At 72.6% G+C, this 24,583-nt stretch carries 21 protein-coding genes; 5 read left to right on the forward strand and 16 right to left on the reverse strand.

Annotation, left to right across the window (positions count from 1 at the left end; translation table 11 throughout):
- Positions 1-4 precede the first annotated feature (4 nt).
- The 3 genes from AB0G74_RS00455 to AB0G74_RS00465 form a co-directional block, all read right to left on the reverse strand.
- A complete protein-coding gene (locus tag AB0G74_RS00455; protein ID WP_361138561.1) occupies positions 5-604 on the reverse strand; it encodes an XRE family transcriptional regulator in 600 nt (199 codons plus the stop codon).
- A gap of 148 nt (positions 605-752) precedes the next feature.
- Positions 753-2,561 (reverse strand): ABC transporter permease/substrate binding protein, encoded by a 1,809-nt coding sequence (locus tag AB0G74_RS00460; RefSeq protein WP_361138563.1) that lies wholly within the window; start codon positions 2,559-2,561, stop codon positions 753-755.
- Positions 2,554-3,726, reverse strand: coding sequence for a glycine betaine/L-proline ABC transporter ATP-binding protein (locus AB0G74_RS00465; protein WP_361138565.1), 1,173 nt, complete (start codon positions 3,724-3,726; stop codon positions 2,554-2,556). Before AB0G74_RS00465 ends, AB0G74_RS00460 begins: the two co-directional genes overlap by 8 nt.
- Before the next feature lie 635 nt (positions 3,727-4,361).
- Here AB0G74_RS00465 and AB0G74_RS00470 point away from each other — a divergent pair.
- Together AB0G74_RS00470 and AB0G74_RS00475 are read left to right on the forward strand one after the other, a co-directional pair.
- Complete coding sequence (locus AB0G74_RS00470) at positions 4,362-5,267, forward strand: 5'-3' exonuclease (protein ID WP_361138955.1); 906 nt, start codon at positions 4,362-4,364, stop codon at positions 5,265-5,267.
- A 251-nt stretch (positions 5,268-5,518) separates the two neighbouring features.
- Entirely contained in the window at positions 5,519-6,379 is an 861-nt protein-coding gene (locus AB0G74_RS00475) for a siderophore-interacting protein (protein WP_361138567.1), read from the forward strand.
- Positions 6,380-6,452: 73 nt separating this feature from the next.
- On the opposite strand, the gene AB0G74_RS00480 is transcribed toward AB0G74_RS00475, so the two are convergent.
- Complete coding sequence (locus AB0G74_RS00480) at positions 6,453-7,157, reverse strand: MerR family transcriptional regulator (protein WP_361138569.1); 705 nt, start codon at positions 7,155-7,157, stop codon at positions 6,453-6,455.
- A gap of 172 nt (positions 7,158-7,329) precedes the next feature.
- Between AB0G74_RS00480 and AB0G74_RS00485 the strand changes: the two genes are divergently transcribed.
- Positions 7,330-8,703 (forward strand): deoxyribodipyrimidine photo-lyase, encoded by a 1,374-nt coding sequence (locus AB0G74_RS00485; RefSeq protein ID WP_361138571.1) that lies wholly within the window; start codon positions 7,330-7,332, stop codon positions 8,701-8,703.
- A gap of 35 nt (positions 8,704-8,738) precedes the next feature.
- Positions 8,739-9,677: an ADP-ribosylglycohydrolase family protein gene (locus tag AB0G74_RS00490; RefSeq protein WP_361138574.1), complete on the forward strand. Its 939-nt coding sequence runs from the start codon at positions 8,739-8,741 to the stop codon at positions 9,675-9,677.
- A 127-nt stretch (positions 9,678-9,804) separates the two neighbouring features.
- On the opposite strand, the gene AB0G74_RS00495 is transcribed toward AB0G74_RS00490, so the two are convergent.
- The 12 genes from AB0G74_RS00495 to AB0G74_RS00550 form a co-directional block, all read right to left on the reverse strand.
- Positions 9,805-12,633 carry a DEAD/DEAH box helicase gene (locus AB0G74_RS00495; RefSeq protein ID WP_361138576.1) on the reverse strand — a complete coding sequence of 943 codons (2,829 nt, stop codon included), beginning with the start codon at positions 12,631-12,633 and terminating at the stop codon, positions 9,805-9,807.
- Positions 12,634-12,823: 190 nt separating this feature from the next.
- Positions 12,824-13,741 carry a diacylglycerol kinase gene (locus tag AB0G74_RS00500; RefSeq protein ID WP_361138579.1) on the reverse strand — a complete coding sequence of 306 codons (918 nt, stop codon included), beginning with the start codon at positions 13,739-13,741 and terminating at the stop codon, positions 12,824-12,826.
- A gap of 482 nt (positions 13,742-14,223) precedes the next feature.
- The gene (tatC, locus tag AB0G74_RS00505) at positions 14,224-15,192 is read right to left on the reverse strand and encodes a twin-arginine translocase subunit TatC (protein ID WP_361138582.1); all 969 of its coding nucleotides are present in this window, start codon (positions 15,190-15,192) and stop codon (positions 14,224-14,226) included.
- A 62-nt stretch (positions 15,193-15,254) separates the two neighbouring features.
- Entirely contained in the window at positions 15,255-15,548 is a 294-nt protein-coding gene (gene tatA, locus AB0G74_RS00510) for a Sec-independent protein translocase subunit TatA (protein ID WP_358827424.1), read from the reverse strand.
- 372 nt (positions 15,549-15,920) lie between these two features.
- Positions 15,921-16,118, reverse strand: coding sequence for a hypothetical protein (locus AB0G74_RS00515; protein WP_361138585.1), 198 nt, complete (start codon positions 16,116-16,118; stop codon positions 15,921-15,923).
- A 9-nt stretch (positions 16,119-16,127) separates the two neighbouring features.
- Positions 16,128-16,418: a hypothetical protein gene (locus tag AB0G74_RS00520; RefSeq protein WP_361138588.1), complete on the reverse strand. Its 291-nt coding sequence runs from the start codon at positions 16,416-16,418 to the stop codon at positions 16,128-16,130.
- A gap of 350 nt (positions 16,419-16,768) precedes the next feature.
- Entirely contained in the window at positions 16,769-17,734 is a 966-nt protein-coding gene (locus AB0G74_RS00525) for a WYL domain-containing protein (RefSeq protein ID WP_361138592.1), read from the reverse strand.
- A gap of 38 nt (positions 17,735-17,772) precedes the next feature.
- Complete coding sequence (locus tag AB0G74_RS00530; RefSeq protein ID WP_361138594.1) at positions 17,773-18,753, reverse strand: WYL domain-containing protein; 981 nt, start codon at positions 18,751-18,753, stop codon at positions 17,773-17,775.
- A 303-nt stretch (positions 18,754-19,056) separates the two neighbouring features.
- On the reverse strand, positions 19,057-19,428 hold the full coding sequence (locus AB0G74_RS00535) for an FKBP-type peptidyl-prolyl cis-trans isomerase (RefSeq protein WP_361138597.1): 372 nt from the start codon (positions 19,426-19,428) through the stop codon (positions 19,057-19,059).
- Positions 19,429-19,472: 44 nt separating this feature from the next.
- Positions 19,473-20,435 carry an FKBP-type peptidyl-prolyl cis-trans isomerase gene (locus AB0G74_RS00540; RefSeq protein ID WP_361138600.1) on the reverse strand — a complete coding sequence of 321 codons (963 nt, stop codon included), beginning with the start codon at positions 20,433-20,435 and terminating at the stop codon, positions 19,473-19,475.
- A gap of 152 nt (positions 20,436-20,587) precedes the next feature.
- A complete protein-coding gene (pafA, locus tag AB0G74_RS00545) occupies positions 20,588-21,949 on the reverse strand; it encodes a Pup--protein ligase (RefSeq protein ID WP_358827417.1) in 1,362 nt (453 codons plus the stop codon).
- Positions 21,950-21,958: 9 nt separating this feature from the next.
- Positions 21,959-23,296: an MFS transporter gene (locus tag AB0G74_RS00550; protein ID WP_361138604.1), complete on the reverse strand. Its 1,338-nt coding sequence runs from the start codon at positions 23,294-23,296 to the stop codon at positions 21,959-21,961.
- Positions 23,297-23,478: 182 nt separating this feature from the next.
- On the opposite strand from AB0G74_RS00550, the gene AB0G74_RS00555 reads away from it, so the two are divergent.
- Positions 23,479-24,531: a LacI family DNA-binding transcriptional regulator gene (locus AB0G74_RS00555; RefSeq protein ID WP_361138607.1), complete on the forward strand. Its 1,053-nt coding sequence runs from the start codon at positions 23,479-23,481 to the stop codon at positions 24,529-24,531.
- Positions 24,532-24,583 lie beyond the last annotated feature (52 nt).

The raw sequence follows: 24,583 nt of genomic DNA on the forward strand, positions 1-24,583 counted from the left end.
CCGGTCAGCCGCCGGGGGGCGTCTCGATGTGTTCGGCGACGGTGACCACGACGACCCGGGTCTCCGCGCCCCCGGCCCGCCAGCGGTGCCGTACGCCACCGGAGAGGAACAGCGTGTCACCCCGGCCCAGCCGGTAGGCGCGGCCCTCGGCCTCAATCTCGACGGTGCCGTCGGCGACGTACATCAGCTCGTCGTTGCGGTGCTGGAACTCGCCCTCGGTGTCGTGTTCGCCGCTGAACTCCAGCGCCTCCAGCTGATGCCGTCCGTAGACCAGGCGGCGGGTGCGGGGCGCGGCGGGGGTTCCGTCGTCGGTCGCGGCCGACTCGACGGCGCGGGAGACGGTGACGGTCCGGGCCGCGTCGGAGGCAGCGATCAGCCGGTCCGCGGTGGTCTCCAGGGCGTCGGCGACCCGCTGGAGGGAGCGGCGGCTGGGCCGGGCCCGGTCGTTCTCGATCTGGCTGAGGAAGGGCACCGAGAGTCCCGAGCGCTCGGCGACGGAGGCCAGCGTCAGATCGAGGGCCCGCCGCCGCCTGCGCACGGCGGTGCCGACCCGGAGACGCTCGGTCTCCTTCGGGTCCCTGCCGTCCTTGGCGTCAGCGTCCATGCGCCGGCTCCCCTTCCTGCGTTCTGTACAACCTTACGCAGCTTCCGGCGCGGCTACCTCCGCGATCACCCCCGAGGGGGGCCGAAAACGGCCGGGGTGGCCCGGACACTGTCCGGAACCACCCCGTACCCCCGGGTGAACGCGTACGTCACCCGGTGACCGGAACCGTCTTCTCGACGAAGCCGGGGTTCTTCTCCAGCCAGGCGCGGACGGCCTGCTGCTCCTTGCCCTTGCCGGTGCGCTGGATCTCCGACTCCAGGTCGGTCAGCTCCTTCTCGGTCATCCGGAAGTCCTTGAGCCACTTCCCGACCTCGGGGTGGTCGGCCGAGAAGCCGTCCCGGGCCAGGGTGTGCACCCCGTCGCCCTTGCCCCAGGCGCCCTTCGGGTCCTTCAGCTTCTTCAGGTCGTAGTCGCTGTAGGCCCAGTGCGGCGACCACAGGGTGACGACGACCGGCTCCTTCTTGGCGTAGGCGCGCTTCAGTTCGGCCAGCATGCCGGGCGTGGATCCGTCGACGACGTCGTACTCGCCTTCGAGGCCGTACTCCTTCAGCACCTTGTCCTTCAGCAGGCCCATCATCCCGGCGCTCGGCTCGATACCGATGATCCGGCCCTTGAAGGTGGACGACTTGCCCTTGAGGTCGGCGAGCGAGTCGATCCCGTTGACGTAGGACGGCACCGCCAGTTCGAGGGATGTGGGCCCGTACCAGGCGCCGAGGTCCTCCAGCCGGTCGCCGTACTTCTTCCAGTACGAGGCGTGGGTCACCGGCAGCCAGGAGTCCGTCTGGAAGTCGATCTGCCCGTTGGCGAGACCGGTGTAGAGGGCCCCGGTCTCCAGCTGCTTGGCCTCGGCCTGGAAGCCGCGCCGCTCCAGCAGCTCCTTCCAGAGGTAGGTGGAGGCGATGGCCTCGTCCCACGGGATGTAACCCATGGTCACCTTCTCGCCCTTGCCGACGTTCTCCTCACCCGTCACCGAGGTGGAGCCGGTGGAGGACGGGCCGAAGACCGAGAAACCGCCCGCGACCAGCGCCAGGACGACCAGTCCGACCACGGCGACGGACGACTGGGGCCGGTGGTGCCAGATCGACGGGCCGCCCGCCAGGGCGCGGGCCTTGGCCATCGCCCGGCGGCCCAGCGGGGAGACCTGACGGCCCAGTTCGCCGGTGATCCGGTCCAGGTACATGGCGAGGATGACGATCGAGAGACCGGCCTCGAAGCCGAGACCGATGTCGACATTGCCGATGGCGCTGTAGACCTCGCCGCCGAGCCCGCCGCCGCCGACCATGCCCGCGATCACGACCATGGAGAGGCCGAGCATGATGACCTGGTTGACCCCGGCCATCATGGTGGGCAGGGCGAGCGGGAGCTGGACCCGGAGCAGGGTGTCACGGGGCGTGGTGCCGAACGCCTCGGCCGCCTCGACGAGTTCCTTGTCGACCTGGCGGATGCCGAGTTCGGTCATCCGTACGCCGGGCGGCAGGGCGAACACGATGGTGGCGATGATCCCGGGGACCACGCCGACACCGAAGAAGATGATGCCCGGGATCAGGTAGACCATCGCGGGCATGGTCTGCATGAAGTCGAGTACGGGCCGGACGACGGCGCTGACGGTCGCCGAACGCGACGCCCAGATGCCGAGGGGTACCGCGATCGCCAGGGTGACGACCGTGGCGACCAGCACCAGGGAGAGCGTCGACATGGCCTCGTCCCAGAGGGCGACCGAGTCGATCAGGGCGAATCCGGCGAAGGCCAGCAGTCCGGCGAGGAGTCCGCGCAGCCACCAGGCGAGTACCGCGAGGATTCCGGCGAACAGCAGTGGTTCCGGGGCGGACAGGACCGTGTCCAGTCCGTCGTACATTCCGGTGACGACGGTACTGATCGCGTCGAAGAGCCAGGTCAGATGGGTCTGGAGCCATTCGACGGCGCTGTCGGTCCATTCCCCGAGGGGCAGTCTAGGCATGGGCCACCGCCCCGGCGCCGGAGGACTCGGGGGCTCCGTCGGAGCCGTCCGGCTCCGTACTCCCCGTCGTCTCCCCCGGTTCGGACTCCTCGGCCGGAGCCATCGGCTCACCGAGCACGGCCAGCAGCCGGGCCCTCGGCACGACTCCGATCAGCTCGCCCTTCTCGCAGGTCACGGCCACCGCCACCCCGCTGGTCGAGCAGGGGGTGAAGAGTTCCGTGATCGGGGTGTCCGCCTTGACGACGGCGGGCGCGGCGGCCATCACCTGCTCGGCGGAGCCCAGCTCCTCGCCCTCGTCGGTGCGGGTGCCGTACGCGGTCTCCGGCTCGGCCATGATCGCGCCCGCGGTCAGGACCCGGGTGCGGTCGACGTCCTGGGTGAAGGACGCGACGTAGTCGTCGGCCGGGGTGACCAGGATGTCCTCGGCGGAGCCCTGCTGGACGATCCGGCCGTCCCGCATCACCGCGATCCGGTCGCCGAGCCGCATGGCCTCGTTGAGGTCGTGGGTGATGAAGACGATGGTCTTCTTCAGGGTCTTCTGGAGCTCCAGCAGCTGGTCCTGCATATCCCGGCGGATCAGCGGGTCCAGGGCGCTGAAGGACTCGTCCATCAGCAGCAGATCGGCGTCCGTGGCCAGCGCCCGGGCCAGGCCCACGCGCTGCTGCATCCCGCCGGAGAGTTCGTCGGGCCAGGAGTCCTCCCAGCCCGCGAGCCCGGCGAGGGCCAGCGCCTCGGTGGCCCGCCGCTTCCGCTCCGCCGGCTCGACGCCCTGCACCTCCAGCCCGTACGCCGCGTTCTCCAGCACGCTTCGATGGGGGAAGAGCGCGAAGTGCTGGAAGACCATGCTGATCCGCCGCGAGCGTACGGAGCGCAGCTCGCGGGCGCTGAGGGCGGTCAGATCACGACCGTCGAAGAGGACCCGGCCCGCGGTGGGTTCGAGCAGTCCGTTGAGCATTCGCAGCAGGGTCGACTTACCCGAGCCGGAGAGGCCCATGACCACGAAGATCTGCCCGGGCTCGACGGTGAACGAGGCGTCGATGACCGCCGCCGTCGTTCCGTCGGCGCGCAGCTCGTCGCGGCCCGCGCCCCCTTCGAGTCGCCGTACCGCTGCTTCGGGTCGTCTGCCGAACACCTTGTACAGATGCTCCGCCTCGAGCCTGGACACATACACCTCACGTCTCGTACGGAATCGATCCGCCACCCCCATCCGGGCGGATCGCGGAGCCCGGCGGGATCCGCCCGCCCCCGGCCCGCGCACGGCTTCGGAGCCGTGGCGCCACGGGTCGGCTCCGGCGGCGCGCCTGCCCCCGGCCTGTACCGCCAAACGCAACAGTGATCCACATCACGCAACAGTGACGGCCGGAAAGAGCCGTCCTGACGGTTTTCGGCGGATGGCGGCGGGGACCGGGCTCAAGGGCCGGAGCCGGTTCGCGGGCCGGGCGGGGACCCGGCGGCGGGGCCTCCGGGCGGCCGGGACCCGGGCCGGCCGTCCGGCACCGGCCGCCCCGGTGGCGGCGGGGCCTCCGGCCGGGAGGGGCGGCGCGAGAGGGCCGAGCGGTTCCCCCGCCTCCGCCGGGGGGGGGACCGGCGGAGGCGGCCGGGGAGCCGGTACGCGCCCGGCTACCGGCCCGCCGACTCCGGGGTGCGGCGGCGCCGGGACGGCTCACGGCCCGGCGCCGGCCGGCCCGTGGTCCGTGATCCGTGGCCCCGGACGGCCCGGGTCCGTGGTCCCGGCCGGCGTACGGCCTCCCAGCCGCTGTCGGTGGCGTACGGCATGATCGGGGTGTGACCCGACGCCTGATGCTCCTCGACACCGCATCCCTGTACTTCCGGGCCTATTTCGGGGTCCCCGACTCGGTGCGCGCCCCCGACGGCACACCGGTCAACGCCGTCCGCGGACTGCTCGACTTCATCGCCCGCCTGGTGCAGGACCACCGGCCGGACGATCTCGTCGCCTGCTGGGACAACGACTGGCGGCCCCACTGGCGGGTCGAGCTGATCCCCTCCTACAAGGCGCACCGGGTGGCCGAGGAGACGGATACGGGCCCCGACGAGGAGGAGACCCCGGACACCCTCGCCCCGCAGGTCCCGGTGATCGCGGAGGTGCTCCGGGCGCTGGGCATCGCCCGGGTCGGCGCCGACGGTTACGAGGCGGACGACGTCATCGGCACGCTCACCGCGCGGGCCACCGGCCCGGTCGACATCGTCACCGGCGACCGCGACCTCTTCCAGCTGGTGGACGACGCCCGGCGGCGCCGGGTGCTGTACCCGCTGAAGGGCGTGGGCACGCTCCAGATCACCGACGAGGCGTGGCTGCGCGGCAAGTACGGCGTGGACGGCCCGGGGTACGCGGATCTCGCCCTGCTGCGCGGCGACCCCAGCGACGGACTGCCCGGGGTGCCCGGTATCGGCGAGAAGACCGCGGTGAAGCTGCTCGACGCCTACGGCGATCTGGCCGGGATCATGGCGGCGGTGGCGGATCCGGCGTCCCGGCTGACCCCGGCCCAGCGGCGGCGGCTCGCCGAGGCCCGGGAGTACGTGGCGATCGCGCCGAAGGTGGTCCGGGTGGCGCCGGACGTCCCGCTGCCGCCCTTCGATCCGGCGCTGCCGTCCGAGCCGCGTGATCCGGCGGCGCTGGAGGAGCTGGCGGAGCGCTGGGGCCTCGGCGGCTCCCTCCAGCGGCTGCTGGCCGTTCTGAACCCCTGACGCGTACGGCCCGTACGGACGTGTTCCGGCCGCCGGGCGCCCGACGGCCGCCCCCGCGGCGATACGGTGCCCCCGCGTGGCCGTACGCGCCCGCGCGGGGGCTCCCGTTCCCGTACGCGCCCCTCGCCCCGTCCCGTACCGGTACGCACCGGCCCGGAGCACACCGGCGGCTCTCCCGTGCTGAGCTTTCCGGCACGGAGTGTTAACTTAGGCAAGCCTAAGCAAGCGCAGCACGAGCCCGGGAGAGCGCCGTGACCGAACGACCCGCCCGCACGTCACCGACGCCCTACAAGGCCCATGTCGTGCATGCCGAACGTCTGACCCCCCATATGGCGCGGATCGTCTTCGGCGGCCCCGGGCTGGCGGGATTCGGGCTCGACGGCTATACCGACCACTATGTGAAGCTCGTCTTCCCGGCTGAGGGCGTGCGGTATCCGGAGCCGTGGGACATCGACCGAATCAAGGCCGACTTCCCCCGAGAGCAGTGGCCGTCCAACCGGACGTACACAGTCCGTAGTTGGGACGCCGAGACGGCCGAACTGACCATCGACTTCGTCGTCCACGGGGACGAGGGGCTCGCGGGCCCCTGGGCGGCCAGGGCCCGGGTCGGCGACCCCATGTGGATCATCGGCCCCGGCGGCGGGTACGCCCCGGACCCGACCGCCGACTGGCATCTGCTGGTCGGCGACGAGAGCGCGCTGCCCGCGATCGCCGCGTCGCTGGAGCGGATCCCCGAGGGCGCCCTGGTCCATGCCTTCGTGGAGATCGAGGACCCGGCGGAGGAGCAGAAGCTGGTGGCCCCGGCCGGGGTCGCGGTCCAGTGGCTGCACCGGAACGGCCGCCCGGTGGGCGAGGCGATGGTCGAGGCCGTCACCGGACTGGACTTCCCGGCGGGCCGGGTGTCCGCCTTCGTCCACGGCGAGGCGGGCTGTGTGAAGGAGCTCCGGCGCCATCTGCGGCTGGACCGGGGCATCGACCGCGCCCAGCTGTCGATCTCCGGCTACTGGCGGCTGGGGCAGAACGACGAGGCGTGGCGCGCGGTGAAGCGGGCGTGGAACGAGCAGGTGGAGCGCGAGCAGGAGAGCGCCGAGCCGGACGGCCGAGTGGCCTGACCCCTCGGTCGGCGGCGGCCGGATCCGGGCGTACGAGAACCTCTCCGCGCCCCCGGTCCGGCTCCGCCGCCCGTCAGCCGGCCGACTCGCCGCCCGCCCCCGGAGTCCCGGTACCGGTATCCGTCCCGGCCTCCGGCGGCGCGCTGCGGCTGCCGTAGCGCCGGGCGGAGCGGTCCGTCTGGGCGATCTGCCGCAGGGCCTCGAAGACCGCGTTCCCCAGGACGGTACCGACGATCACGGTCTCCACGAGCTGGTCCCGGCTGGTCCGGTCGGCGAGATAGCCGAGGTCGGCGTCGGCGACCAGTTCGGCGGCGTCCGCGTAGTCGTCCAGCAGCCGGCGCCCGAAGTCGCCGTGTCCGAGCCGGGCCAGCGCGGCCAGCGCCCCGGCGAGCAGTTCGGGCCCGGGCGCGTCGTCCTCCACCTGCCAGCCGCGCCGGTCGATCAGCGCGTCGACCGTCCGCCGGGCGCTCTCCCCCGCCTCGTCCGGCTCGGGCTTCACCGGCCGCGCCACCAGCAGATCGGAGGCGGAGCCCAGGACGTGGTGGAGCGGTTTGCCGGGGTCGTCGACGGCCGCCAGCACCCCGCCGATGGCGGCGATCTTCAGCCCGCCGATATCGAGCAGGGCCCGGATCAGCCGCAGCCGCCGCTCGTGCCCGGGGCCGTACGCGGCCTGATTGGGGCTGGTCAGCTCACCGGCGGGCAGCAGGCCCTCGCGCAGGTAGTACTTGATGGTCGGTACCGGTACCCCGGTTCTCCGACTCAGCTCACCGATCCGCACGTCCGCTCACCGCCGTCTCACCGGGACCCTGTCCGTCCCGGCCATCTTAGGTAGCGTCGCGTATCGCTATCCGTACGGCTCCCCTCCGCGCACCCGCCCCCGGTCCGCCCCGAGCCGCGACATCCGGCCGAAAATGCGGCCCGGCGCGCCACGTTCCTGATAGGGACGGCTCATGTCCGTCTCCGTCATGCTCTTCACCTCGGATCTGAGGGTCCACGACCAGCCGGCGCTCGCCGCCGCGGTCCGGGACGCCGATACCGTGATCCCCCTCTTCGTCCGCGACCCGGGAATCGGCGGCGCCGGTTTCGACGCGCCCAACCGCCGGGCCTTTCTCGCCGACTGTCTGGCCTCCCTCGACCGGGGGCTGCGCGATCGCGGCGGCCGGCTCGTGGTCCGCTCCGGCGCGGCCGTCGACGAGGTGTGCCGGGTGGTCGCGGAGACGGGGGCGGAGTCCGTCCATGTCGCGGCGGGCGTCAGCCGGTACGCGACGGCACGCGAGGACGCCCTGCGCGCCGCCCTCGGCCCGGCGGGCGCGGCGCTGCACGTCCACGACGGCGTCGTGACGGCCCTGCCGCCGGGCCGGGTGACCCCCGCGAACCGGGACCACTTCGCCGTCTTCACCCCGTACTTCCGCCGCTGGGAATCGGCCGGTACGCGCCCCGTGGTGACGGCCCCCCGCCGGATCACCGTCCCCGACCTCCCCGGCGAACCACTGCCCCGGCGCGCCTCGGTCACCGGGGTGTCGCCCGGCCTGGCCGAGGGCGGCGAGGAAGCGGGCCGGAAACGGCTCACCGGCTGGCTGGCCCGAAGCGGCGACGGAGTCACGGCGTACGAGGAACGCCATGACGACCTCGCGGGCGACGCCACGTCCCGGCTCTCCCCCCATCTCCACTTCGGCACCCTCTCCGCCGTCGAACTCGTCCGCCGCGCCCGAGACAAGGGCGGCCCGGGGGCCGAGGCGTTCGTCCGCCAGCTCGCCTGGCGGGACTTCCACCACCAGGTCCTGGCGGCCCGCCCCGACGCAGCCGCCGTCGACTACCGCACCCGCGACGACCACTGGCGCGACGCCCCCGAGGAGATCGACGCCTGGCGCGAGGGCCGTACGGGCTGCCCGATCGTGGACGCGGGCATGCGCCAACTGCGCCACGAGGGCTGGATGCACAACCGGGCCCGGCTGCTGACCGCGAGCTATCTCACCAAGACCCTCTACGCCGACTGGCGCACCGGCGCCGCGCACTTCCTCGCCCTGCTGGTCGACGGGGACATCGCCAACAACCAGCTGAACTGGCAGTGGGTCGCGGGCACCGGCACCGACACCCGCCCCAACCGGATCCTCAACCCCCTGACCCAGGCCCGCAGGTTCGACCCCGACGGCGCGTACGTCCGCCGCTGGGTCCCGGAACTCGCCGCGCTCCCGGGCCGCGCGATCCACGACCCGTCGTCCCTCCCCCCGTCCGAACGGGCCCGCCTCGACTACCCCGCCCCCCTGGTCGACCTCGCCACGGCCCGCGCCCGCTTCACCCGCGCCCGCGGTCTCGACGACTGAACCGATCCGGTCACGGGGCCGCGTAGGGTGACCGGATGTCCGCCGAAGATCTTCCCTACCCGGACCGCGCCCTGGGCGCGGTCATCGGTTCGGCCGTCGGCGACGCCCTCGGCGCGCCCTTCGAGTTCGGTGCTCCGGGGGTGTTCTCGGCCCGGTTCCCCGACGGCCGGGGCGAGTTGTGCGGGGGCGGCGGCTGGGACCCCGGCGAGGCCACCGACGACACCCAGATGGCGGTTCTCGTCGGCCGGTCGCTGACCGAGCGCGGCGGGCTCGACCTCCCCGATGTCTTCGCCCGGTTCCGCCGCTGGGCGCTGGCCGATCCGAAGGACATCGGGCTCCAGACCGAGCAGGTGCTCACCAGTGACGAGCCGTGGGACCGGGCCGCCGCCCGGCACTTCGAAACCACCGGCCGGGCGGCGGGCAACGGCTGTCTGATGCGTTCCTCCACCGCCGCCGTCCGGTTCGCCGCCGAGGGCCGGGCCGGGACCATGGCGGCCGCCCGCCGCCTCGCGGCACTGACCCACGGCGACCCCGCCGCGTGGGAGGGCACGGCGATCCTGCACGATCTGGTCCGGGTGGCGCTCGACGGTGACGACCCCCTGGCCGCGCTGCCGGGAACGCTGGCCGCGGTCGCCCCCGAACACCGGGAGCGGTGGGAGACCGTACTGGATCCGGAGTGGTCCCCGGCGGATGCCACGGAGTTCAACGGCGCCGTGTGGCCGTGTCTGGGCTCGGCGGTCTGGGCACTGCGCACCACGTCCTCCTACGAGGAGTCACTGGCGGCGGCGATCGACCTGGGCGGCGACACGGACACGGTGGCCGCCGTGACGGGCCTGCTGACGGGCGCGGTCCACGGCGTCACGGCGATCCCGTCGCGGTGGCTCGGCGAACTGCACGTCCCGCTACCGGGGTTCACCGAGCCCGCACTGCGGGTCCCCCGGCTGACGGAGCTGACCCGGCGGCTGCTGGCCTGAAACGTCGCGGCGGCGGGCCGATGCCCGTAGCGCCTCGCACCGAGGGCGCGGCGACCCACTCACCGTACGGGTGGAGGCCGGTGGTCCACCGGGTGGACCACCGGCCTCCATCGACCCGGGAGGCCGATCAGCCGACCGAGCTGTACGCCACCACGCCCCGCAGCAGGCCGTCCACCGCCTTGCGGGCGTTCTTGGCGACCGTGCCCCGGTCGGCGGGGGCCGCCGCCGCGATCTGGCCGAGGACGTCGATGACCTGCTTGGACCAGCGGACGAAGTCGCCCGCGGGCATCTCCGTCTCGCGCAGTACCTCGTCCAGGCTCTTGCCGGAGGCCCACTGGTAGGCGGCCCAGGCGAAGCCGAGATCGGGCTCCCGCTGGCCGACGCCCTCCGCCTGGTGGATCTTGAAGTCCTCCTCCAGGGCGTCGAGCCGGCCCCAGATGCGGACCATCTCGCCGAGTGCCGCCTTCGCGGCTCCGGCCGGGACCTTGGGGGGCACGGCGTCGTCGGACTGGCGGGACTCGTAGACCAGGGCCGAGGCGCAGGCGGCGAGTTCGGCCGGGGTGAGGCCGTCCCAGACGTCGTCGCGGAGGCATTCGCTGGCCAGCAGGTCCAGTTCGCCGTAGAGCCGGGCGAGCCGGCGGCCGTGCGGGGTGACCTCGTCCTCGCGCAGATAGTCCAGCTCCGTCAGGAGGGCGACGATCCGGTCGAAGGTGCGGGCGATGGTGTTCGTACGCCCCTCGATCCGGCGCTCCAGCTGGCGGGTGTCCCGCAGCAGCCGGTGGTAGCGCTCCGCCCAGCGGGCGTGGTCCTCGCGCTCGGAGCAGCCGTGGCAGGGATGGGCCCGCAGATCGGCCCGCAGCCGGGCGATCTCACGGTCGTCGGCCGCCCCGGACCGCTGCTTGCGGTGCCGGTCGGGCACGATGTGACCGGCCTTGGTGCGGAGCGCCGAGGCCAGGTCGCGGCGGGACTGCGGAGAGCGCGGATTGAACGACTTGGGGATCCGCATCCGCTCCAGCGCCTCCACGGGCACCGGGAAGTCGATCGAAGCCAGCCGCTTGACCTGCCGCTCGGCGGTGAGGACCAGGGGCCGGGGGCCGTCGTGGTGTTCGAAGCCGCGGTGGCCGTTGGTCCGCCCGGCGGGGATACCGGGGTCGAGGACGAGCGCGAGGCCCGCGAACTTGCCCGTCGGGACGTGGATCACATCGCCCGGCTTGAGCCGCTCCAGGGAGACCGCGGCCGCCGCCCGCCGCTGGGCCGCGCCCTGCTTGGCCAGCTCGTTCTCGCGGTCCTTGAGTTCGCGGCGGAGCCGCGCGTACTCCTCGAAGTCACCGAGATGGCAGGTCATGCCCTCCCGGTAGCCTTCGAGACCGGTCTCGTTCTTCTGGACCTGGCGGGAGATGCCGACCACCGAGCGGTCGGCCTGGAACTGCGCGAACGAGGTCTCCAGCAGCTCCCGGGAGCGATGCCGGCCGAACTGCTCGACCAGATTGACCGCCATGTTGTACGAGGGCTTGAAGCTGGAGCGCAGCGGATACGTCCGGGTCCCGGCGAGACCGGCCAGGGCGGCCGGGTCCATGGCCCGCTGCCACAGCACGACGGCATGCCCCTCGACGTCGATTCCGCGCCGTCCGGCCCGGCCGGTGAGCTGCGTGTACTCGCCGGGGGTGATGTCGGCGTGCTGTTCGCCGTTCCACTTGACGAGCTTCTCCAGGACCACCGAGCGGGCGGGCATGTTGATGCCGAGGGCCAGGGTCTCGGTGGCGAAGACCGCCTTCACCAGTCCGCGGACGAACAGCTCCTCCACCACCTCCTTGAAGGTGGGGAGCATTCCGGCGTGGTGCGCGGCGATGCCCCGCTCCAGGCCCTCCAGCCACTCGTAGTACCCCAGGACGTTGAGGTCCTCGGTGGGGATGGCCGCGGTCCGCTCCTCGACGATCTCCCGGACCCGGGCCCGGGCCGCGTCGTCGTTGAGCCGGAGTCCCGCGTAGAGGCATTGGTGGACGGCGGCCTCACAGCCCGCCCGGCTGAAGATGAAGGTGATCGCGGGCAGGAGCCCCTCCGCGTCCAGCCGCTCGATCACCTCGGGGCGGCCCGGCGTCCAGATCCGGGACCGGCTGCGCCGCTCCCGCTCCCGGTCGGCCTCGCGGACCATCTTGCCCCGGCGGCGGTCCCGGGGGTTGTACGACCGCTGGTTCTCGGTCCGGGCCAGCCGGACCAGGTCCGGATTGACCTCGCGGCGCCCGGTGCCCCGGCCGCCGTGGTCGGAGCCCTCCTCGAAGAGGTCGTAGACCCGGCGTCCGGCCATGACGTGCTGCCACAGCGGGACGGGGCGCTCCTCGGAGACGATGACCGCGGTGTCACCGCGTACGGTGTCCAGCCAGTCGCCGAACTCCTCCGCGTTGGAGACGGTGGCGCTCAGCGACACCAGGGTCACCGACTCGGGAAGGTGGATGATGACCTCTTCCCAGACGGCGCCCCGGAAGCGGTCGGAGAGGTAGTGCACCTCGTCCATGACGACATAACCGAGGCCCCGCAGCGACTGCGAGCCCGCGTAGAGCATGTTCCGCAGCACCTCGGTGGTCATCACGACCACGGGCGCCTCGGAATTGACGCTGTTGTCACCGGTGAGCAGGCCGACCTTGTCGGCGCCGTAGCGCTTGACGAGATCGGTGTACTTCTGGTTCGACAGGGCCTTGATGGGGGTGGTGTAGAAGCACTTCCGGCCCTGCTGGAGGGCGAGGTGGACGGCGAACTCGCCGACGATGGTCTTGCCGGAGCCGGTCGGCGCGGCCACGAGCACGCCCCGGCCCGCCTCCAGCGCCTGGCATGCCTCGATCTGGAAGGGGTCCAGATCGAACTCGTACATCTCGCGGAACGGGAACAGGGCAGTGGCCTGCTCTGCGGCGCGGACGCGGGAGGCCGCGTAGCGCTCGGCGGGTGAGAGATCCTCGGTCATCTTGTTGACGAGCCTACCCGCCGGGTACGACAGTCAGCGCGGCCTTATCCCACGGTCGGGCGCCCGGCGCGCGCCTGCGGCGCGCGAGTACGCCCGCGAGCCCCCCGCGGCGGACCGGCGGGGACCCGTACGGCCGGGCCGTACGGAATCCGGTGGGCCTCGGCGCCGCTACGACGCGTCGCGACGCCGGTCACGGGCGGTGGCCGGGCTCGCCGGGGTGCGGGGCCAGGACCCGGAGCGCTCCCGGGACGCACTCGGCGGTCAGCGGCAGCGACCCGAGCCGTTCCCCGTCCGCGTAGGCGGTCAGTCCTTCGGCGGCCAGCCGGACGGAGCGGACCCGGTGAACGGTGACCTTCGGATGGTCGAGATGGGTGCCCTGGTAGACCCGGGGGAAGACCCGGAGCAGGGTTCTGCGGTCGCAGGCCGCGACGACCGTCACATCGAGGAGTCCGTCGTCCGGGACGGCTCCGGCGCAGATCCGCATCCCGCCCCCGTAGGAGTCGCCGTTGCCGACGGCGACCAGGATCGCCTCGACCTCCAGGTCCGGGCCGTCGTCGAGGCCGAGCCGGTACGGGATCGGGCGCAGGGCGGCGAGTTCGGCGAGGAGCGCCAGATCGTAGGTGAAGCGGCCCGCGATCCGCCCCATCCGGTTGCCCCGCTCGTTGACGCGGGAGTCGAAGCCGGAGGCGAGGACCGTACCGAACCAGCGGTCCCCGGCCCGGCCGAGGTCGATCTCCCGGGCCCCGCCGCCCTTGAGGACTTCGGCGGCGAGCCGTCCGGCGGCGGCGGGGTCGCGGACCGGCAGGCCGAGGGTGCGGGCGAAGTCGTTCCCGGTACCGACGGCGATCACCCCGAGCGGGGTGGGTGTTCCGGCCACGGCCTGGAGCGCGAGGGAGACGAGTCCGTCGCCCCCGACGGCTATCAGCGCGCCGGTGCCCGCGGCGACGGCCTCCCGGGCCCGCCGCAGCGCGTCGGGCGCGTCCTCGCCGAGGACGGTACGGACCGAGAACCCGGCGTCCCGCAGGGCCCGGGCGGCGGGCTGGGCGGCATGGGCGCCCCGGCCGCGGCCCGCCGTGGGGTTGACGAAGAGAGTGATCTCATGAGTCACCCGGGTGACGGTACTCGAACAACGAACCGGCGACCCCGCTCCGGTCCCGGGCGCCCGACGGCACCGGGCTCCGGGGCCGGGTCCGGCTCATGGCAACGTCCGTTCGGTGGACGCCCGCGGTTTCCGGTGCGGGACCCGGTCCGGCACATGGCGGCGTCCGCCAGGCGGGCGGGGCGCACGGCGTCCGGTGCCGGCGATGCGGGACGGCGGCGGGGGTCCCCGGTGGAGCCACGGGGCCGTCTCCCCTCGTACCGGTGGTACTCGGGAAATCCCGGCAAACGCCGGGGGCCTCCCGCGACCGAAGGGCTACGGGGAGAGTGCGCGGGCGGGCGTCGCCGGACCCGGCCCGGCCCGGCGGCGCACCGCGCGGGATCCCCCTGTTCCCGGAGGCGCGGGGCGCCCGGGCAGGGCCGTACGCGCCCGGGGGCCGGACGGCTTGTGGCCGTCCGGCCCCCGGGGCCGCGCGTCGGACGCTCTCCGCGTCAGGTGATGTCGTCGAAGCCGTTGACCCGGTTGGCCCGGCCGCCGTCGCCCTCACGGCTCGACTGCTCCGGCACCCGGTTCGAAGCGCCGACCGCCTCCACCGCGCCGATGTCGGAGGGGGTGAGATCCAGCTCCGCCGCCTCGTCGTCCCCGGGTCCCCGCAGCTCCCGCAGCCGTCGCCGCCGGTCGTTGAGGAGTGAGATGCCGGTGGCGAGGAAGTACAGCAGCACGATGGGGGCGGCCAGCGCCATCATCGTCAGGGGCTCGGTGCTGGGCGTGGCCACGGCCGAGAAGATCGTGATGCCCATGATCATCGCGCGCCACCAGCCGAGCATCCGCCGGCCGGTGACGGCGCCGCCGATATTCAGCATCACCAGCAGCAGCGGCAGTTCGAAGGCGAGCCCGAAGACGACCACCATCCTGGTGACCAGGTCGAGCAGATCGTCCAGCGGCAGCAGGTTGTCCACGCCGACGGGGGTGAACTCGATCAGTACCTTCGCCGTGGTCGGCAGGACCACGTAGGCGAAGTAGCCGCCCAGGAGGAAGAGCGGGGAACCCGCGCCGACGAAGGCGAGCGCGTACTTCTTCTCGTTCCGGTGCAGTCCGGGCGCGACGAAGGCCCAGAGCTGGTACAGCCAGACCGGCGAGGCGAGGACCACGCCCGCCATCAGCGACACCTTCAGCATCAGGGTGAAGGGAGTCAGCAGTCCGTTGATGGTGATCTGGGCACAGGTCGCCCCGTCGGGCTTCTTCTGGAGCTCCGAGAAGGACAGGTCACAGCCCACCGAGTCCAGTACCGGCTTGGTGAAGAAGTTGATGATGTCGTTGTAGAAGAAGGCGGCCACGACCGTGACGACCACGATGGCCAGGACGCCCTTCGCGAGCCGGTTCCTGAGCTCGCGCAGATGCTCCACGAGGGGCATCCGCCCCTCGGGGTCCTTCTCCTTCTTGCGGGCAGGCTTGAGCAACCCACGTCCTCATCTCGTGCGGCAGGCCCGTCGCGGCCGACGGACCTGTGGGCGGCCCGGTGTCAGCGCTGAGCGGAGTCCGTCGGCTCGGTCACGGGACGCGCGCTCGTGACATCACCGGGCGCGGCCTTGATCGTCCGCGGGGCGGGCTGCTCCTGGGCGGGTCCCGGCTGCGGGGGCGCCGCGGCGGCGGAGTCCTGGCTCTCGGCCTTCATGGCCTTGGCCTCACTCTTCAGGATCCGGGCCGACTTGCCCAGGGAACGGGCCATGTCCGGGAGCTTCTTGGCACCGAACAGGAGGATGATCACGACGAGGACCAGAATGATCTCGGCAGGGCCGATCCGTCCACCGAACATAACTGTGTACCTTCTCACCGAGGCGGCTGGGGTGTAGCTGCGGCACCGGGGGCGGACAGGGGTCCGACCATGATGCGTTGTGAGCGATCGTAACCCCAAGCAGTGAACACAGGGCAATGCCCGTGCATCCTCCAAATGACCGGAACCCCGGCTTCACCTGGGCTGTTAGCAATTGAACGCCCTTGGTAGCGGGCGCGTACACACGGCCGGAACCCGCCCAACGAAGATCGTTCGCATTCCGTCGGCCGACGGCTCCGGTTCGGGGGTGGTACGGATCGTCCCCGGGCTGCGCGAACCCGCTCCCCGGTCGGCCCGGCCGGAACCCCGGCGGACGCGGCAGGTGCTCGCGGGCCCGGGACCGCCGGGCCCGGATCAGCGCAGTCGGCTCGCGTTCCCGGCCGCCCGTTCGGCCGCCCGCTCCAGATCTCCGGCGGCGGCCCCGATCCGCTCGGCCGCCCTGGTCACCTCCAGCCCGAGCCGCCGGGCCTCCAGGAAGACCCGGATACCGAGGACGCCGAGGACGGCGATCCCGAGGAAACCGAGGACGATGGCGAGCACGGGCCAGAACATGGGCGGTACCTAGGCGTTCGAGGTGGTGGGAGCCGCGGGGGCCACGGCCTGGAGACGGAGCGTACTGACTCCGCCCCGGGTGAGGAGTTCGACGATCCGCTCCCCCGCCGGACGGCGGACGGTGGAGTCGCACTCGGGGCAGGTGAAGGAGTAGAAGGTGGTACGGCGGCTGCCGCCGATGGCGAGCCGCAGCGCCTGGGCGGTCAGCTCACAGCGGGCCCGGCACTCCGGGCACAGGGCCCTGAAGAGCACGGGGCCGCTACCCGGGGCCGTAGCCGTGATATCGAACATGAGCGACATGTGACACGAATCTCCTCAACCGTGAGCGGTACTTCCCGCCCGAATGATCCCGCGCCCGGCCGCCCCGTGTCCGCGTCGGCCGGAAATCGACACAACCCCCGCCACGATGAGGCATCGTTTCCGGACATTTCCCGGAGACCGAACACGACGGTCGGGCGAGACCGTCCGGAACCCGCCGCTCCGGCCGGACCCGGCCGCCCTCGGCCCTCGTACGATCCGGCCACGCCACGCCCGCGCCGAACCGGTTCCGGACCGGAGCCCGGCCGCCTCCGGCGGACCTCACCCGGCCCCGTCCGATCCGGGTCGTCTCGCTCGGATCTTGCCGGAGCCCGGCCCGCCCGCGAATCCGGCTAGGCGGTGTCCCCGTACGCGGCCAGCGCCTCCCGGGCCGCCCGGCGGGCGCTCTCCGCCAGATCCCCCGGTTCGGTGATCCGTCCGTCGGCGCCCAGCCGCAGCGCGAGCCGTCGCAGCGAGGCCGGGGACGAGGTGCGCAGGGTGATCCGCAGACCGCCGCCGGGCAGTTCGTCGGCCCGGTCGTACGGGTAGTACTCGGCGACCCAGCGGCCGCCGGGCCCCACTTCCACGACCACCTCGGGATCGTCGGCGGAGGGCTGGACGAGTCCCGTCGACAGATCCGAGAGGTCCCGGAGTTCGATCTCGGGCGGTGCGGCGGGGGCGTCGAGCAGCCGGATCTCGGCGACCCGGTCGAGCCGGAAGGTCCGCCGCGCCTCGGAGAGCCGGCACCACGCCTCCATATAGGTGTGACCGACGGCGAACAGCCGGATCGGGTCCACCTCGCGCTCGGTCAGCTCGTCCCGCGCCGGGGAGTAGTAGCGCACCCAGAGCCGGCGCTTCTCGGTGATCGCCCGGTCGACGGCGGCGAAGACGCCGCCCTCGGCCTCGAAGGTCACCGACAGCCGGGACGACGCCCCGGCGGCCTCCCCGGCCGCGGTCTCCAGCTTGGCGGTGGCCCGCAGCAGCGCGTCGCGGTCGCTTTCCCGCAGACCCGGGAGCATGGCCACCGCGCGGGCGGCGACCAGCAGGGCCGTCGCCTCGTCGGCGGCCAGCCGGAGCGGCTCGGCGACATCGTCCGGGTTGTGCCACCAGATCCGGTCGCCGTCGGTGTCGATGTCCAGCAGATCGCCGCCGCGGAAGCTCGTCCCGCACATCGGCAGCAGATCGAGGTCCGAGATCAGTTCGTCCTCGGTGATCCCGAAGGCGCGGGCGACGTCCTCGACGCGTGCGCCGGGGCGTTCCCGAAGATAGGTGACCAGGGAGAGCATCCGCCTGGTCTGGTCGATGGCGTTCGCGGCCACGGTCCGGTCCCCTTTTCCTGAGCTTCCCTCGGCTGCCGTCAGCCCGCGGCCACGGCGCGCAGCCGGTCCACCACATCGGCCCGCAGATCCGCCGGTTCCACCACGACGACGTCCGGCCCGAATTCCACCAGCCAGGCGTCGAGGCCGTGTCCGTACGGGATCTCCAGCTCGTCCCAGCCGTCGCCCGCCGGGCGGACCGAGGCGGCCCTGGCCCGCAGCGGGTATCCGGCGCCGGTGCGCAGCCGGATCCGCGCGGTCCGGGTGGCGGTCTCCCCGGCCCAGCTCTCCACGGTCTCCCGGACCGTGGAGACATCGGGTACGGGCGCGGTGAAGGACCCGGCCCTGGAGCGGACCCGGCCGGTGATCCGGGAGAGCCGGAAGACCCGCTCGGCGCCCCGGTCGCGGTCCCAGCCCGCGAGGTACCAGTGGCCGCGCCAGCACTCCAGGGTCCACGGCTCGACCTGCCGCTGCTCGGGGCGGGCGGCGCTGGCCTTGCGGTATTCGAAGACGACCGGGCGGCGGTCGCGGCAGGCCAGCATCAGCGGTTCGAAGGCGGCCTCGTGGACGGGGATCCGCGGCTCCAGGGCACCGGCCCGGTCCTCGTACGCGTCCTCGGCCTCGGGCATTCCGGCGGCCCGGAGCTTCTGGAGCGCCCCGCTGGCGGCACCGGCGAGCCGGGCCTGCTGCCAGACCCGGGCGGCGACCCCGAGGGCCGCGGCCTCCTCGGCGTCGAAGGTGATGGGCGGCAGCCGGTTGCTGTCCCGGCGGGCGAGATAGCCGACCTCGCCGTCCAGGTTCTCCACGGTCTCGATGACAAGGCCGAGTTCGCGGAGGTCGTCCTTGTCGCGTTCGAACATGCGGTTGAAGGACTCGTCGGAGCCGGCCGAGGCGTCGGTGGGCCGGAACGCCTCCAGATACGCCTCGATGGACTCACGCAGCTCGCGCTTGCTCAGCGGGCGGCGCGTCCCCAGCAGGCACAGCGCCAGATTCATCAGCCGCTCGGCCTTGGCAATCGCCATCGACGCCCCGCACCTCTTCTGACTCTTCAGATCGTTCCGGTCGAACCAGCGTTTCCGCTCGATGACCGTACCGTCCCGGGGCGCCAAGGTGAAAGCCGGGCCGACGGGGCTGTGGACAACCATCGGGAGCCGTACCGGAACGGGGTGTTCGGGGCGGGCCGCGGGCGGGCGGCGGGCCGGGTGACGGGGGCGGGGCGCGGTGGCCGCGCCGGGCCCGGAACGGGCCGAGGGTCCGCACCCCGCGCGGGGTGCGGACCCTCGATCGGTTCCGCCGACTCCGGGTGACCCGGAGTCCGGGTCCGCTCAGACGCCGAGCAGATCCACGACGAAGATCAGCGTCTCGCCCGGCTTGATCCGGCCGCCCGCGCCCCGGTCGCCGTAGGCGAGGTGGGCGGGGATGGTGAGCTGACGACGGCCGCCGACCTTCATGCCCTGGACGCCCTTGTCCCAGCCGACGATGACCTGACCGGCACCCAGCTGGAACTGGAACGCCTGGTTACGGTTCCAGGAGGCGTCGAACTCCTCACCGGTGGAGAAGGCCACACCCACGTAGTGGACGCTGACGAAGTTCCCGGCCTTGGCCTCGGCGCCGTCGCCTTCCCAGATCTCCTTGATCTCCAGGTCCTTCGGCGGCTCGCCGCCCGGGAAGTCGATCTCGGGCTTCTCGATGCTCACGGTCTACATGCTCCTCGAATGATGAACGGGCAACCGGGACAGTCTTACACCTTCGCCAGGATGTCCATCACGAAGACCAGGGTGGAGTTCTTCGGGATGCCCTGCTGCTCCTGGTCGCCGAACGCCTGGTCGGGCGGGAGGACCAGCAGCACCCGGCTGCCGATCTTCTTGCCGACCGGGCCGTCCTTGAGGCCCTTGACCTGAAGGTTGGCGAGGCTGAGCGTCTCGGTCATGTCGTTCCCGTACGTGCCGCCGAACTTCTGGCCGCCGTCCCACAGGAACGCGTCGTACTTCACGACGATGTCGTCCTTGTCGGTCACGGCGGGGCCCGTGCCCTCGATCACGTACTCCGAGACCAGCTTCTTCGGCGCGGCGCCCCCCTTAGGGAAGGTCACCGAGGGCGCCTTGCCGTCGGTGTTCACCCCGACCTTCGGCAGGGCGGCGTCCCGCTGCGGGACCTCCACGCCCTTGGCGGCGGCCGGGATGCTGGTGCCCTTGACGATGTCCATGACGAAGACCAGGGTGGCGTTGGCCTTGATCTCACCGCGCGCGGTGTCGCCGTACGCCAGGTTCGGCGGGATGGACACCTCCAGCCTGCTGCCGATCTTCTGGCCGTCGAGCGCCTTCTGCCAGCCCTCGATGACCCCGCCGCCGCCGATGTTGACGGGGAAGAGCTGGCCCTTGCCGAAGCTGGTGTCGAACGGCTCGGACTCGTCCCACTCCTGGCCGTAGTAGTTGACCTGCGCGTGGTCGCCCTTCTTCAAGGTCGCTCCGGTGCCGGCGCTGATGACCTCGATCTTCAGCTCCTTCGGCGCGGCGCCCTCCCCCTTGGCGAGGGTGGGCTTCTCCCCGAACTTCGCCCCGGCGGTGATGGCGGGCAGTCCGCCCTTGGACGAGATGGAGTCGGAGCCCTTGTCGTCGTCGCTGCCGCACGCCGCTGTCGACAGCAGGAGCGCGGGGACGACGAGGAGGCCGGTCACGGCCCGGAGGGCGGCAGGTCGACGCACGTGTTCCTCAGATCTCAGATGGTCATGGTGAAGAGTCCCGGACACTCTAGGGCGTGCCTCGGGCCCCGCACGAAGAACGTACGGGGCCCGAGCCGCGTTCCACCTTTTGGTGGGACGCGGAACACTCCGCCGTCGCCGCGGCGGCGTACCGGTCACATTCCGGCGATCAGCTTCTCCACCCGGTCGTCCACCGAACGGAACGGGTCCTTGCAGAGCACGGTCCGCTGCGCCTGGTCGTTCAGCTTGAGATGCACCCAGTCGACGGTGAAGTCGCGGCGCTGCTCCTGCGCGCGCCGGATGAAGTCGCCGCGCAGCCGGGCCCGGGTGGTCTGCGGGGGCACCGACTTGCCCTCGAAGATCTTGAGGTCGTTGCAGATCCGGGCCGCCCGCCCCTTGCGCTCCAGCAGGTAGTAGAGCCCCCGGCGGCGGTGGATGTCGTGGTACGCGAGATCTATCTGGGCGACCCTGGGGTGCGACATGGTCATCTGGTGCTTGGCCCGGTACTGCTCGATCAGCTGGTACTTCATGACCCAGTCGATCTCGGTGGAGATCCGGTCCAGGTCCTGGGCGTCGATCGCGTCGAGGGTCCGCCCCCACAGTTCGAGCACCTGCTCGACGGTGCCGGTCCGGATGCCGCGCCGGTCCACGAAGTCGACGGCCTTCTCGTAGTACTCCCGCTGCACCTCCAGTGCCGACGCCTCCCGGCCGCTGGCGAGCCGGACCTTCCGCTGGCCGGTGATGTCATGGCTGACCTCGCGGATCGCCCGGATCGGGTTCTCCAGGGTCAGATCGCGCATCACCGTACCCGCCTCGATCATGCGGAGTACCAGGTCCGTCGCGCCGACCTTGAGGAGCATCGTCGTCTCGGACATGTTGGAGTCGCCGACGATCACATGGAGCCTGCGGTAGCGCTCGGCGTCGGCGTGCGGCTCGTCCCGGGTGTTGATGATCGGGCGCGAGCGGGTGGTGGCGGAGCTGACACCCTCCCAGATGTGCTCGGCGCGCTGGCTGACGCAGTAGACCGCGCCGCGCGGGGTCTGCAGCACCTTGCCCGCGCCGCACAGCAGCTGACGGGTGACCAGGAACGGGATCAGGATGTCCGCGAGCCGGGAGAACTCCCCGTGCCGGGCGACCAGATAGTTCTCGTGGCAGCCGTAGGAGTTTCCCGCCGAATCGGTGTTGTTCTTGAAGAGATAGACGTCGCCCGCGATCCCCTCCTCGTGCAGGCGGCGTTCGGCGTCGACGAGCAGACCTTCGAGAATGCGCTCGCCCGCCTTGTCGTGCGTGACCAGTTCGGTCACGTTGTCGCATTCCGGTGTCGCGTATTCCGGATGCGATCCCACGTCGAGGTAGAGGCGGGCGCCGTTCCGCAGGAAGACATTGCTGCTGCGGCCCCATGACACGACACGGCGGAAGAGGTAGCGCGCCACTTCGTCAGGTGACAGCCGGCGCTGTCCCCTGAATGTGCACGTGACGCCGTACTCGTTCTCCAGCCCGAAAATGCGGCGGTCCATGTCTGAACATTACGCCTCACGCCCGGTGCTGAAACCGGGTTCGGCCGCACCGTTGCGATCATTTTCCCCCGGGCCCGGCCGCCCGGCGGCGCCCGGAGCGCCGGGACCGGGTACCGGGACGGCCCGGGGCAGGGGTGCCTTCAGCACTCCCCCGGTCGCCGTCAGGACCAGCAGGGCGGCCACCCCGCCGGCCCCGGCGACCGCGAAGCTCCACGCGGTGCCCGCGCCGTCCACCACCGGTCCGGTGACGGCGGTCCCGGCCGCCGCGCCCACCCCGAAGGCGGTCACCAGCCAGGAGAACGCCTCGGTCACGGTCCCCCTCGGGGCGTGCCGGTCGACCACGACGAAGGAGCAGGCGAGCGCGGGGGCGAGGAAGAGCCCGGAGAGCGCCGCGAGCGCCAGCATCGGCAGCGGTCCCGGGGTGAGCGCCAGCGGCAGATAGCCGAGTGCCAGCAGGGCGACGATCACCCGGAGCCGGTTCTCGGGCGGCCCGGCCCACCGCCGGGCGCCGTACCCGACGCCGCCGACCAGCGCGCCGAAGCTCAGGGCGGCGAGCAGCCAGCCGTAGAGCTCGTCCCGGCCGTGGTCGTCGGCGTAGGAGACCCCGGCGACGGTGATCGAGCCGAGGGCGAGTCCGACGAAGAAGAAGGAGCCGAAGAGCGCCAGCAGTCCCGGGGAGCGCAGGGCGCCCAGCCAGTGCGCCTCGCGGGGCGCGGACCGCCAGGTCCTGGAGGGCTCACTGGCCACGACCGCCAGCGCGCCCAGTACGCCCACAACGTTGATCACCACCAGCGCCGCGGCCTCCGAGTGGACCGCGACGAGCAGGGTGACCAGCAGCGGCCCCACCGTGAACATGACCTCCTGGGCCACCGCGTCCAGCGCGTACGCCCGGTGGACGTGGTCCTCCCGTTTCAGCACGCTCGGCCAGAGCGCCCGCAGCCCGCCCTCCAGCGGCGGGGTGAAGAGTCCGGCCACGGCGACCGCGGCGAAGGCGACCGGGAGTACGCCGATCCCGGCCACCGCCAGCAGCACCATCCCGAGCGCGGAGACCACGGCCGCGGGCAGCTGTACCCGGGGCTGTCCGTGCAGGTCGACGGCCCGGCCCAGCAGGGGCTGTCCGACGGCTGTGGTGAGGCCGTAGACCGCGGCGAGCGCCCCGGCGAGGGTGTAGCCACCGCCCTCCGCCCGGGTGAACAGCACGATGGCGACCGGCCCGGTCGCCGCGGGCAGCCGGCCGACCAGGGTGCCGGTGAGCAGTCGCGCCGCGTACGGCGCCCTCAGTACCTCGGTGTATCCCGTGGCCCCCGCGCCCTCGGTGACCTCGGTGGTCCCGCCCCCCGCGCCCATGGCGCTCCTTCCCCTCCGCGTCGGCGGAGTGTTACGTATAACTGACGGGGTTATACGTATCATGCCCCCGGCGCGCCGGTCCACGGCTTTCCGGACAACCTCGCCCCCCGGCCCCCGGACGGGCCGCCCTGAACGGCGGCGCTATGTTGAGGGCGCTCCACCACGCCCCGAGAAAGGCACCCATGGCAGACGGCCAGGCCGACCGCACCGCCGCGCCCTCCGGTATCGCCGCACCCCGGCCCACCAGCCGGGATGTCGCGCGGGCCGCCGGGGTCTCCCAGGCGACGGTCTCCCTGGTCCTCGGCGGCAAGTGGCGCGGCCGGGTCTCGGAGCGGACCGCCGACGCGGTACGCGACGCCGCGCGGGAACTCGGCTACCGCCCCAATCTCGCGGCCCGCAACCTCCGGCTCGGCCGGACCCGTACGGCGCTGCTGGTGGTCCCGGCCCTCACCAACGAGTTCTTCGCCTGGGTCTACACCGGTGCCGCGTCGGTCGCCGCCGAACGCGGCTTCGGCGTGGTCGTCTATCCCGCCCCCGACGTCAACGGACGGGCCAGGGACCCCTTCGGCTCGGCCCGGGCCGCCCTCGACGGGGTGATCGCCTCGTCGATGGCGACCGAGGTCCTGGGCGCGCTGCACTCCTCCGGGCTGCCGCTGGTGATGCTGGACAGCGACCCCGCCGACGGCACCGCGGCGGCCCAGATCAATGTCGACATCGCGGACGGGATGCGCCGGGTCGCCGGGCATCTGCTCGCCCTCGGCCACCGCCGGTTCCTCCATCTGGCCTCGTCGGTACGGTCCTGGACCTTCGACGTCCGGGCCCGGGCCCTGGCCGAGACACTGGCCGCCGCCCCGGACGCCTCGGTCCGGACCGTGCGTACGGAACTGGCGGTCGATCCGGCCCGCGCGGCGGCCGAGGCGGCGCTCGGCGGCCCGGATCCGCTGCCGACCGCGATCGTCTGCGACAGCGACATGATCGCCGCCGGTGCCTGCAAGGCCGTACGGCGCCGGGGGCTGCGGGTCCCCGACCACGTCTCGGTCACCGGCTTCGACGATCTGACCCTGGCCACGGCCCTGGAACCGGAGCTGACAACCGTGGCACTGCCCGCCGAACGGGTCGGCGAGCGCGGGATGACGGCCCTGATCGCCGCCATCGACGGCGGGGCGCCCCCGGTCGGCGACCTCCCGGTCCGGCTGGTCACCCGGGGCTCCACCGCCCCGCCGCCGAGGCGCTGAGCACCGGCTCCGTCCGGATCCGTACGATCGTGTCTCAGCTCCGTGTCCACCC

The sequence above is a fragment of the Streptomyces sp. NPDC020875 genome, from assembly GCF_040641415.1.
GTDB lineage: Bacteria > Actinomycetota > Actinomycetes > Streptomycetales > Streptomycetaceae > Streptomyces.